Here is a 12,469-nt window from a genome sequence, read left to right as displayed (position 1 = left end):
GGTATGAACACTCCCGCATCTCGACGTATCTTAGCCTTAGACGTCTTCAGAGGTGTTACTATTGCAGGAATGATTTTGGTCAACGATCCCGGATCATGGTCCTATATCTATGTTCCGTTAAGGCATGCCGAATGGATTGGACTTACACCTACAGATTTGGTTTTTCCTTTTTTCATGTTTATCATGGGGATTTCTATCTTCATTTCATTAAAGAAATATGATTTCAAATGGAGTGGTGAGGTTGCTAAAAAAGTTATCAAACGTACACTACTTCTATATTTAGTCGGTTTTGGGCTTAACTGGATTACGCTGTCATTTAAAACATGGCATAGCTTATACGATCAAAATCTATCTTTTTTAACCCATTTTTTTCAATCAATTACTAACTTTGAACACATACGTATTTCAGGAGTAATACCATACCTGGCTGTCAACTACGGAATAACAGCTCTATTTGTGTTAACCGTAAAACACAAGCACATCCCTTATTTAATAATATCCCTTTTGCTTACTTACGCATTGATTTTATTTTTTGGAAATGGGTTTACGCATAACGAAACAAATATCACATCCATCATAGACCGAAAAATCATGGGCATTAATCACATGTACAACGACAATGGGATAGAACCCGAAAGTATCATTAGCATTTTGTCATCCGTTGCGCATGTGTTAATAGGCTTTGTTGCTGGTAGAAAGATGTTTGAGGCTAAAGAGCTCTGTGATAAAGTACAAAGACTATTCATCATGGGTGTTATACTTACATTCGCAGGTTTTTTAATTAGTTACGCATCTCCAATATGTAAGAAAGTATGGTCATCGTCCTTTACCATTGTATCTTGCGGATTTGGAACCAGTCTGACAGCTTTACTAATATGGATTATTGATATTAAAGGGTATAGAAAATGGACAGTCTTCTTTGAAACATTCGGCGTAAATCCGTTGTTGATGTACCTGATGAGCATGACGTTGGCTACTATTTTGGGCGGTATTCGATTCTATGTTGGAGATAAAAGCATCAATGTAGTAAGATACATTTATGCCAATCTCTTACAACCAGTATTTGGGAATTATGGCGGTTCATTGATGTATGCCATCTTATTTACTTTGCTTATTTGGAGCTTAGGTTACAGATTATATAAGCGTAAGATTTATATTAAATTGTAAATTGGGGAGAATGTGAAATGATGGATTATCTTTCTGAAGAAGTCAATTTATAAGTGACACAGTGATGAGCTGTTCTATTTACGGAAACGAACATAATAGATCCTTTCTCACTATAACTAAAAAGGATATTGATATAAGGATATCCCAATGAAAAACGAGCTATTAAAAGAGGTTTTCTTAACATTTTCCGGATGCTTATGCCCAAATGGGACAAAATTAGCATCAAAAAAGGCAGGGAAAGAAAAAACAAAGAGTGAGCTTCAACCTTCTGCGACATCACTCCTTGGTTTGATAAAAATTAAGGCTTTTACCGAATACTCCTAAAAATAACTAAGATAATTTAGTGGCGATAATCCCATAATTACTGCGAATAACAACATATTCTCTGCCAAACTTCTTTTCCAACTTCTTTTTTTAAACCCGTAAGCTGCATACCATAGAATGTAAGTAAATGCAGGAATAAGAATCCAATAGGCTTTTTTCATTGCTAAAAAATGAGATGTATAGTTCGCATTCATTTCTACAAGCCATTGATAAATCATAGGCATAAATGCACTGCCGCATAGTGCCATCACTAAAAACGCTGAACCTAAGTTGGTATACTTGCCTAATCCACTAATGGCAAGTGGCCAAATTCCGGCATACAGTAAGGCGTTCGGAAGCCCCATCATTACCAAAAACCAAAGTGATATATCAGTCTGCATACCAAATAAATGCACAGTCCCTGATGTGGTAATAATTAGTATCGAAAGTACCAAATTCATAGAACTACAAATCAATAAGGCTTGTCGTTGCTTCAAATATTTGGGTATGAGCAGTATACCTATAAAGTATCCAAGAAAGGTTAGCAGCATAGTATAAGATGGAATATTTTTAGCTAAACCAGTAAGTCTTTCCCCCATCGTTCCTGCATATTGAATACAGGTAGCAAGAGCAATCATTTGTGTGCCGATATGTAAAAACATCGCTATAATGCCCAACATAAGAGCCGGATATAATAGAATAGATTTTTTATCACTCTCTTCTTCTATGGAATGTTTATTAACTACAGAAGGGTCAATTTCAGGGAGCACAGAATAACGAATAATTATACCAAATACAAAAAGTGCTACAGCCAATATTAGGTAAGGTATTATCACACCTCTTATCAAATCATCTAAAGTAGCATCAAGTGCTGCTCCTGTGTACACACCCGATTCTATCTCTTGCATCAATACCTTGTCCGATTCACGAATGACTACACTGGCAAAGATAAAATTAGCAATTACTCCGGCTAATTTATTGCCTGTACCCACAATACTCATACGCTTGGCAGCACTTTCGATAGGACCCACAATCGTTACGTATGGATTAGTAGCCGACTGTAAAATAGCTAATCCCACCCCCAATGAAAAAAGTCCTAAAAGAAACAACTGATACGTACGCCAATAAGCTGCCGGAACAAAAAGAAGTGCACCAATAGACATACACCATAGCCCATACATCATCCCCTTTTTATATCCTATTTTATTCAATACATACGAAGAGGGTATAGCCACCACCAAGTAAGCTATGTAAAAAGCAAATGTGACAAACGAGGATTGCAGATTTGAAAGTTGAAGTGTAAACTGAAAATAAGGTACTAAAATAGTATTGACCCAAGAAACCAAGCCAAAAATAAAAAACAGTAACGCTAATATTATCATGGACTTTATAGTGGTTCGTTTGTCAGTGGGTGATATGCTTATTTGGCTCATTCTTTCTATTTTTAAAGAGAAACACAGATGATTAAGACCTACCTCCTTTTAGGTTTACATATACAAAAATACTTTTTATAACGACGATTTATTGCGTCAATAACGCAATTTTGTCTTCAAAAAGCGCAAATATATAAAGCTTTTACTTCACCTGTTTTTTCAAATATCGCTTTTTGTATTCTGTTGGTGAGAGACCTTTCATTTTCTTAAACACACGTGAAATATTTTTGCTGTCGGTAAACCCGCACTCCAATGCAATGTCAAACAGTGAGCGTTCTGTATTGATTAAGAGCTTTTCAAAATGCTCGATTCTAAATTTTAAAATAAACTGATAAATGGAACAACCAAGTTCATTTTTGAATTTCACTTCGAGATTTCTTCTAGAAAGTGGAACTATTTTTATTAAACTATCTATAGACAGGTCTGCATTATAATTTTCCTCAATATAACGTAACACGGCTAAAATATACTTATTCTCAATATTGTATTTATCCGTGGATTTTCTTTCTATAATCTTCACGGGATTAATGATGATATTAAAAGGAGTATTCTTTTTTTCTCTAATTTGTCGGTGAATTAAGTTCCCTGCATCATACCCTCCTTTTTCCACTTGCAGCATAATGGAGGAAATAGGAGGATCGGATAGGTTGCAAATTAGTTCATCATTATCCACGCCCAATAGGGAAATTTCATCAGGGATATTAATATTGTTTATTTTGCAAATCTCTGAAACTTCAAGGGCAAATCTATCATCACAAGCAAAAAGGGCAACCGGCTTAGGTAGTGAGGTTAACCACTCATCAAGCTTAATATGATTGTTGTTCCACTCATTTTCATTCAACCTCTCAGATTCAAAATAAAAATAGTTACCTCCTGCCTTTATCACTTCTTGCGTAAATCCCTCAGCTCTTTCTCTTGACCAAACTACGCCCTTATTACCATAAAATGCAAAATTTCTAAATTTTCTTTCAATAAAGAACTTTGCTGCCATTCTACCTGTACCGATATAATCTCCGGTAAGATTTGAAAAATAGTCACTGCGACTTTTAAAATTTTGAAGAATGATAGGAATATCCAAATCTTTTAGCAAATTACTTCCTTCGTGGTCCCATTGCGCTATTATAGCGTCCGGTTTTTTCTCCTTTACCCATTCTATTACACCTTGTTTACCATGAAGGACTTTATAGTAGGATGGAAGACGATAAAAAATCCACGGACCATGGTCTTGTGAATACTGCACTAGTCCTCTTAGCAATTTTCTACTAAACTCACTGGAATAATCTATCAATAAAAGTATTTTTATCACAGCTATTGGATATTTTTTGAAGGCTTACGTTATTTGAGACAAAAATAATGTAAATATATCAGATGTTGCGTCTGTTTTGGAGAAAATTGGAAAAGAAATATTGCGTAATTTTTCATTTTTCTTCTCTCTCGCACCCAAGAGAAATCAAGAATGCAGAGCCATTAATATACTGTATGTCATGCACATTTTAAGGTGGTTTCTAAACTGTTTGCCGACTTCGAACTGGTTCGGAGCTGGCAAACAGTTGACTTGCCCGGTCTCTTCTACAATACCGAACAACATGCAAACAAACTCTCAAAAGTTGCAGTTTGCTCAGGGGCGGGTGGCAATCCGTTTGCCGCTCAGATGAAGGTCGGTGGCTCCCTGTATCTCGGTGGAAGTCTCGCCCAGCCATCCGCACTCTTGCCGCATGGCGCAATAAACGCGCACGAAGTCGATGCCCGGCAGATGCACCTTCTTGCCGTCCTTGTCCACCGCCCAGTCGATGTCCACAGCATTGTCGGCCATGCCGTTGGGCAGGTTGTCCACATATCCATAGTCGAAGCAATACTGCACCCAATACTTTCCCTCGCCGCTCTCTTCCACGGCGTTATCGGGCAGGCGCGTGCCGCGGAAGGTCAGCTTGTCCTCTTTCACCCAGCCGGGATAGTAGGACTGGTTGTGCCACGTGTTCTTTTCCAAATAGCCGCTATGGCCCTGATTGTCTTCCCAGCGGATGTACTTCTTGATGGTGATAAACGTCTTTTCAGGGTCGTAGTCAGCGTCTTTTTCTTCCGTTTCGGGACGGTAATAAGTGATTTCGTAGTTGCGGATGGCCTTGGGGTTATTGTATTCGCTGCCCGCAATCTCGTACCACTCGTCATCGGGTTTGCCGTTCTTGTTCTTGTCATAGGCCACCTCGATGATGCCGGGTTCGCAACTGCCACCTTTCTTCGGTGCGTTTGGGTTAGGGTTGGCGGCGGCGAAGAAGGCGTTGCCATCCACACGGAAATCGCGCAACCCGGCCACATTCAAGATGGTATGGTCGAATCCGAAGATGATGTAGCCGCCGAATCCGCCCAAGCTGATAAGCTCGCCCTTCGCCTTTCCCACCAAGCTGCGCTCCGTCCATTTCATGTAGTCGGTCCATCTCGCCCATTCCTCGCCATCGGGCCGATACAACGGCAGTTGGTTGGTGAACTGCCCCGGAGCGGGGAGAATGTCGAAAATCTTTGCGATGTAAGGCGACGGTTCTTTTTCAGGAGCCTCCACACTTACGGTGTACAGTTCCTTATACTCCCGTCCGTCTTTCATCGCATTCAAAGACAGCTTATAGTCTCCTGCGGTGATGGGGATGAAGCACACCGTGCTTTCCGTCGTATCCTGCAAGATATAGTTGGCCGCCTCGGGCGCGCTCTCCACTCTCCACACGCGTTTGCCGTCCACCGCTTCTTTTGTCGTGAATTCACTCTTTGCATAGAATTTCGCCGACTCCGACTTCTCTATGACAATCGGGCTCATATCCTCGTCCGGGCTGCACGAAGAAAAGACGGACAAGCCTAATGCCGCAACAAGCGGCATTAGGAACTTAGTCTGTTTATAACCTCTATTCAGCATATTTTTTATGCCTAACATTCTATTGCATCACAATATTGTTCAGACAGAAATACGCTGCGGTATTCATGCCGTACTGCCCCGAATCGGACGAACGCATCTGGAAGAGCAGGTATCTGACATTACTGAAACCTAATTCTTCTGTTGTCCATTCATTTATACCTTTAAATACATTAGTAAACCAAGCAAGCTCAATAACCACAGGACTTCCGATGTTGCCCGACGCATAAACGGGGAAAACCAACAAACGGAGATAGTCGGAAGGACTGTTGAACGGCGTGGCGAATCCGTCGCCCTCCTTGCAGCCGTAGTAAGCCCAGGGGCTATTAGTGTAGCTGATAGACGTCACAGTATAGTTGGTATTACCGTCTCCTAACTTGATCCAATTCGAGAAGCCGGTTTCAGTGAAAGCGGTAGGATAAGGAATGTTTTCTGGGTCGATAGGGAAACTCTGAATATCCTTACCGTAATATCCCCAATAGCCCAACATAAAGTTGGTATTGCTGTTATCCCTGTCCATGCACCCCCACTGATGGGCAATCCAATTGACGGAACCCGAATGGATGGTATCCGTCGTATAGGTGCCGAAATTAGAACTGTCGTACACATTGGAAACGGTGAACCCGTCCCAATATCCATAACCGGAATTAGTACCCGTGTGCGAGAAAGTAAAATGAGGAGTCTCGTGGAACTTCGTATTGGTATAAGTCTGATTCCAATAGTAGCCCGTCTGCCCGGGAGGCTGAATGCCGTTGTCGGAATTCAGCACGAACTGATTCAGTTCCGAACTAAGGCTGATAGAGTTGGTCACTGTATAAGTAACCCTGCTCTGCACGCCACGCTTAGAGGTTTCCAACACCACATCGTACATTCCGGACTTCTCTTCTTGGAAAGTGTATTCGGAATCCGTAGAAACCAACTTTCCGTTCCGGAACCACGCATACGAATCGGCACCCTTGACAGGGGCTTCCATTACCACAGGCCTGTTTATCAAGGCCTTTACTTCTTTTGTACTTTGGTTAACGATTGCTGAATCGTTTTCCCACTCTGTGTTTTGGCAACCTGCAAAGGCTAATACCATTACACTCAATGCAAACAATTTTGTTCTCATAATTAAAAAAAGTTTAAAGTGAAACATTGGTTATACAAAAAGTCATTTGGTTAAATGACAATCATAAATATCCCTTAAAGTTAGACCGATAATAGAAGCTTTGATATGATAACCTCCGGCAACAACTTTGACAAAGTCGATACCCGGCAAAATCACGCTCTTCCCATTTTTGTCTATTGCGTTTTCTATATTAAAGAAATTAATAGCATCACATATATACCCCAAATGGTCATCATTGACATCTACTGCCTTGTAATAAAGGGTGAATGGTGGTTTTCTCCACCCTGAACCTTCCATATACTTACCCTGATCATCATATCCGGGGAAACCTCGTAAAATGCGAGTAGTACCGCTTATTCCAAAACTGTCTTCAATATCGAGTTTCATATATCCATACTCACTAAAATCATAAGGGGCAGAATATTTGGTGTATGAATTCGGATACTCATATTTTTCTTGACCATAACTATCCCCTTTCAGTTCATACCACTCATCTTCATCGGGCATCCCGTTTTTGTTTTTGTCGTAAGCTACATACACCACGCCTGTTATATCGGTATCCGGTGATGCTCCTATTTTGAAATCGTTTTTACCCGGTACATTGACAACCGTATGGTCGAACCCCAATACGGCAGAACCGCCCATATAGCCTATCGGAAGACCTCTGCGGTAGCCGTTGTGGATATTGATTTCTTCCAACTTCTTACCGGCTTTCAGCATATCGTTCAGTTCCTTCATCACCGTGGCCTTATCTCTGTTCTTAATCACATAAGTATTGATATGCCTATATGGTGCCGGGTCGTATTCTATAACGGATGTCTGTATATTCTTATATCCACCGTCCGTCACATTAATGGCGAAATTGGCGGTGTAAACCTTCTCTTCGGCATCGGTCACGGTGAGCACGAAGTCTTTCTTTCCCACTTCCGCTGTGATAAAGGTAAAGACTTCATCCGTGCTGTAGATAGAGTCTCCACAGCTCCATTTGTACTTGGCGGCCGTGCCGTTGGCAATCGTCGGCTTAATATCCAGCACCTTGCAGTTGGGCGTTTCATACTGTGCCTGCAAACCGATAGTCAGAGGCTCCGGATCATCCTTGCTGCAACCTGCAAAGGCCAAAGCCATTACACTCAATACAAACAATTTTATTCTCATGATAAAAAAAGTTTAAAGTAAAACATTGGTTAAACAAAAAGTCATTTGGTTAAATGACAGTCATATATATCCCTAACAGCTATACCGGGAAGAGTACCTTCATTAAAAACAAAGCCTCCGGCAACAATCTTGATAAAGTCGATACCCGGCAGATTCACGCTATTTCCCTTTTGATCCACCGCGTTTTCTATATTGAATGCGTTCTTAAAATTGCACACATACCCTTTTCTATCCTCATTGGCAAAAACTCTTTTATAATTAATCGTGAATGGAAGTTCTCTCCATCCGGAATCTTTCATGAAATTACCCTGATCGTCGTAACCGGGAAAACAAGCCTCCCCTACCATTAAGGGCTGTTTTTCCAAATCATCCTTATAATGGATCTCAAACTCGTTCCAGTCCTGATCATAAACCACGGATGAATAGGTGACGAAGGCATTCGGGTTTTCCACCTTTTCTTTACCATAGTTGTCGCCTTTCAGCTCATACCACTCATCCTCATCGGGCAGGCTATTTTTATTCTTATCGTAAGCCACATATACCACACCTGACAGACCGGTATCCGGCAATGCTTCCATCTTGAAATCGTCCTCGCCAGGCACATTGACAATCGTGTGGTCGAAGCCCAGTACGGCAGAACCGCCCATGCTCCCTATCGGAAGCCCTCTGCGGGATGCCCTTTCCATATCGATCTCCTTAAACATCTTACCGGCTTTCAGCATATCGTTCAACTCCTTTATTACTGCAGCTTTGTTCCTGTTCTTAATCACGTAAGTATTGATAAACTCATACGGTGCCGGGTCATATTCTATAACGGAGGTCTGTATATTCTTATATCCTCCGTCCGTCACATTAATGGCGAAATTGGCGGTGTAAACCTTCTCTTCGGCATCGGTCACGGTGAGCACGAAGTCTTTCTTTCCCACTTCCGCTGTGATAAAGGTAAAGACGTCATCCGTGCTGTAGATAGAGTCTCCACAGCTCCATTTGTACTTGGCGGCCGTGCCGTTGGCAATGGTCGGCTTAATATCCAGCACCTTGCAGTTGAGCGTTTCATACTGTGCCGCCAAACCGATGCTTAAAGGCTCCGGATCATCCTTGCTACACGCTGTGAATGCGAAAGCAATAATGCACATTGCACAGCCTAAATTCATTAACTTCTTCATACGTGCTAAAATGTTTAAATGAGTAATATAATTGTGATTAATAATGAAGTTTCTTCTTTGTAAAGGCGAAGTGTGCAGGTATGTCGCCCGTGCGGACACTCCATTTCTTACACCCGTCGGGAGTAAAGCAATAAAGGTCTCCCGGAGATACGTAATTGCCGGCATCGGTGATATAGAACTCGTGCGTATCGGGGTTGACAGCTATGCCGTAGGGCATCTTGATTCTTCGTTCCGTATTGTCCGTGATAAAGCGACGGGTGACGATATCCCGGCTTCGGGTATCGATAATGGCATAGCTGAAAGTCCACGAATTGGTGACGTAGCTCCATTCCGTTCCGTAGATATAGAGGGAGTCGCCCGACAGGGTCATTTCGGTGTTCGCCACGTCGAGAGCATCGCAAACGGTATCGGTACGCGGGTCGATGACGTAGGTCTTGGAATGTACACCATAGTAGTCGCCTCGCGATGAAACCCAGATGTAGCCCTGCCGGTCTACCTCTAACCGATGAAGGTTGATGGCCACATCGATGGTGTTGACGACGCGGAAAGTCTGCAAGTCGATGACAGACACGGTGCGGTCGTAGTTGGGGAAGCGGTAACCGCCCGAGTTGGCCACGTAGAGCCGGCCGTCGTAAACCACCAGTTCATCGGGTTGATACCCCACGTTGCAAGTATCTACAACAGCCAGGCGGTCGATGTCTATCTTGGCCACGTATCCCAAGCGGGCATTGGGGTCTAACTGCACGGGGCCGGCGTAAGAACTGACATAAGCATAACGGCCGGAAAAGGTGATGTAGCGGCAGTTGGGAATGGAGATTTGAGTGATGTGCCGCGCATCGGTCTGGTTCATCACCTCCACGAAGTGAGAGCAGTTGATGACCGCCCATATCTTGCCGTCGTAAATCTGTATGTCGTTGCCCACGTCGCCCAACTCTTGCACCACACCCGGATTGGCTTGCGCATAAATATTGCGGATGTACTTGCCCGTCAAGGCGTCGTAGTAGTCGAGGGTGCACTTGTTCGATCCCATGTTCCCCTCGTTGAGCAGGAAGAACCCTTTAATGTCGGTGCTTAGATCCTCCGGCGAGGGCTCCACCTGCTCCTCCTGATGAGGGATGATGTTCTCGTCGTCGCTGCGGCAGGCAGATACTGACAGGCTGAGTGCAAAGCAAAACAGAAAATACCTTAAGAGTTTCTCCATATTTCCTCCTTTTTTATATGATGACGTTCAGTTTTATCTTGAAGTTAGTACCCGGCATGGGATAGCACTGCACCACTTCGTATTGCTGATTGAAGATATTATTGACTTCGGCCGTAACTCGTAACACCCACCTGCGGAAAGGGAAACTGCACGACAGCGACAGGTCGCTGGTATACCACGGCTTGGTGTAATTCTCCGGAATGTTGGCGCTCGCCTCGTAGCGCTCGCCGGTGTAGATGAAGCTGTAATTGGCCGTCCATTGGCGATAGGCGGCGGTGATGATGGCCGAAAAGGCATGCCACGGGACGTAGGGCAATTGTCCGCCGTAGAAGCGGCTTTTCTTGTCCGTATGGTCCATCGCCTTGTTGTAAGTGTATGTGACGTGAGAAGACACATCGGCCTTTCCCAAGCGCCAGTCTGCCTTTACCGAGGCATCAAGTCCCCAAATATGGCACAAGCCGAAGTTCATCATTGTCCAGCGGAACTGGTTGCTGGTGGGCATAGCCACGATTTTATCCTCCACTTCGTTGTAGTAGCCGTCGGCTTGCAACTCTATCCTTTTGAGGATGCGGCCGGGCCGGGACTTGCCGTATGTAAGCCCGACGTCGTACTGCGTGGTGTATTCGGGCTTCAATTCCTTGTTGCCGATGAAGGTATAATAGAGGTCGTTGAACGTGGGCATGCGGAATATGCGTTTGTAGAAAGCGCGAAGTGCAAGTTGGTCGGTCGAGGTGACGAATGGCTTGTAGCTGAATGCCACGGTGGGAGTCAGCTTGCTTTTATCGCCGGCCGCCCCGCCGCTCTTGCGGGTATGGTCGGCGGCATAAGTATGGAGCAGCGAGAATTGTGCGGAGAGCCTGTCCCAATGCAGACTTGCAGACAGGGCGGATAGAAACGTCCACCGTGTAGGATAGACAAAGTTCACGAGGTCTGCATTAAGATGGTTGTACTGTATGTCGTTGGAGAGGGAGACCGACCACCATTCGCATACATCATAGAGGTGCGAGGCCGAGAAGTAGGCTTCGGTCTGGCGATAATGGTTGTCGGTGTACATCGTGGTCACATCCAGCCGCGGGTCGCTGAGATAGTGCAGGTAATCGTAAGCCGCTTTGACATTTGCAAGCAGTGTATAACGGTCGGTGAATTGGCGGCGCAGCGAACCTTGTCCGAACACCGAGGTGTCCCATTGACGGTCTTGATGGCGGAACTTGCCGGGTTCTTCGCGCACGGCGGCACCGGGGAAGCCGCGTTCGCTGTTGTAGAAATAAACCTTGGCACGCCACTCGCCGCGGGGAATCCGGCCGAACAAAGCTGTCTCCATACGAAAAGCACGCACATCGCCGTTATGGCGTACCTCGGTGGTATCGTATCCGTTCTTTTTGGCATAGCGGAAACGGTAGCGTCCCGAAGTAGTCATATACTCGGTGCTGAGCTGGGAGCTGAGGTTGTCGGAAAGCTTATGTTCCCACAGGACAGAAGGGTTATAGGTGTCAAACGACCCGGCTTTGAGTGCAATATTGAGGTTATCTTTCTTGTCTTTCCCGGCAAATTCGGGCTTGCGTGTCTGCAGATAGACGGCCGATGCCGATGCGAAATCTCTGGCGGGTTGCAGAATGGTGGACTTTTGCCCGTTGTAGAGTTGCAGAGCCTCCATATTATCGAGTGAAAAGCGGCCTAAATCTATCTGACCGTTCTGCGCATTGCCCAGTTGTACGCCATCATAGAAAACTCCCGTATGGTTGGTGCCTAAAGAACGCACGTTGACGGTTTTCAGTCCGCCGATACCGCCATAGTCCTTGATTTGTACACCTGCGAAGTAACGCATGGCGTCGGCCACGCTGTGAACGCTCAGTCGTTGAAGCTCCTTGCCCGAGAGTTGTTGTACGGGGATAACGGCATGCCCGGTCTGCCGGGCGGTGATGACTACTTCCGATAGATGTTGGATACTGTCGAGGCGGCTCGGTCTGTCCGTCCCCCCGACACGCTGTGCCATGGCACACTCTGCGAGTGTACACAATGCAAGCGCCGATAGCA

At 44.4% G+C, this 12,469-nt stretch carries 10 protein-coding genes; 2 read left to right on the top strand and 8 right to left on the bottom strand.

The features are described from left to right. Positions 1 to 3 precede the first annotated feature (3 nt). Positions 4 to 1,167: an acyltransferase family protein gene (locus tag C4H11_RS10050; RefSeq protein ID WP_106041693.1), complete on the top strand. Its 1,164-nt coding sequence runs from the start codon at positions 4 to 6 to the stop codon at positions 1,165 to 1,167. 147 nt (positions 1,168 to 1,314) lie between these two features. Then, positions 1,315 to 1,491, top strand: a complete 177-nt coding sequence (locus C4H11_RS14190; RefSeq protein ID WP_164996530.1) for a hypothetical protein — start codon at positions 1,315 to 1,317, stop codon at positions 1,489 to 1,491. On the opposite strand, the gene C4H11_RS10045 is transcribed toward C4H11_RS14190, so the two are convergent. From C4H11_RS10045 to C4H11_RS10010, 8 genes are all read right to left on the bottom strand, one after another. Continuing rightward, complete coding sequence (locus C4H11_RS10045) at positions 1,488 to 2,903, bottom strand: MFS transporter (protein ID WP_106041691.1); 1,416 nt, start codon at positions 2,901 to 2,903, stop codon at positions 1,488 to 1,490. The two genes, C4H11_RS14190 and C4H11_RS10045, sit on opposite strands and share 4 nt — an antisense overlap. Positions 2,904 to 3,045: 142 nt before the next feature. Beyond that, entirely contained in the window at positions 3,046 to 4,209 is a 1,164-nt protein-coding gene (locus tag C4H11_RS10040) for an AraC family transcriptional regulator (RefSeq protein ID WP_106041689.1), read from the bottom strand. A 312-nt stretch (positions 4,210 to 4,521) separates the two neighbouring features. Further along, the gene (locus tag C4H11_RS10035) at positions 4,522 to 5,805 is read right to left on the bottom strand and encodes a cell surface protein (protein ID WP_106043330.1); all 1,284 of its coding nucleotides are present in this window, start codon (positions 5,803 to 5,805) and stop codon (positions 4,522 to 4,524) included. A gap of 19 nt (positions 5,806 to 5,824) precedes the next feature. Beyond that, on the bottom strand, positions 5,825 to 6,913 hold the full coding sequence (locus C4H11_RS10030) for a DUF4465 domain-containing protein (RefSeq protein WP_164996529.1): 1,089 nt from the start codon (positions 6,911 to 6,913) through the stop codon (positions 5,825 to 5,827). A 42-nt stretch (positions 6,914 to 6,955) separates the two neighbouring features. After that, on the bottom strand, positions 6,956 to 8,068 hold the full coding sequence (locus C4H11_RS10025; protein ID WP_129588299.1) for a PKD-like domain-containing protein: 1,113 nt from the start codon (positions 8,066 to 8,068) through the stop codon (positions 6,956 to 6,958). A gap of 41 nt (positions 8,069 to 8,109) precedes the next feature. Beyond that, the gene (locus tag C4H11_RS10020; RefSeq protein ID WP_129588298.1) at positions 8,110 to 9,234 is read right to left on the bottom strand and encodes a PKD-like domain-containing protein; all 1,125 of its coding nucleotides are present in this window, start codon (positions 9,232 to 9,234) and stop codon (positions 8,110 to 8,112) included. A gap of 37 nt (positions 9,235 to 9,271) precedes the next feature. Next, positions 9,272 to 10,435 (bottom strand): YncE family protein, encoded by a 1,164-nt coding sequence (locus C4H11_RS10015; RefSeq protein ID WP_106041681.1) that lies wholly within the window; start codon positions 10,433 to 10,435, stop codon positions 9,272 to 9,274. A gap of 13 nt (positions 10,436 to 10,448) precedes the next feature. Continuing rightward, on the bottom strand, positions 10,449 to 12,428 hold the full coding sequence (locus C4H11_RS10010) for a TonB-dependent receptor plug domain-containing protein (RefSeq protein ID WP_106041679.1): 1,980 nt from the start codon (positions 12,426 to 12,428) through the stop codon (positions 10,449 to 10,451). Positions 12,429 to 12,469 lie beyond the last annotated feature (41 nt).

This window comes from Bacteroides zoogleoformans (assembly GCF_002998435.1).
Classification (GTDB): domain Bacteria; phylum Bacteroidota; class Bacteroidia; order Bacteroidales; family Bacteroidaceae; genus Bacteroides; species Bacteroides zoogleoformans.
Note: the sequence above shows the minus strand (reverse complement) of the source record. Positions and strands in the feature narration are given on the sequence as shown.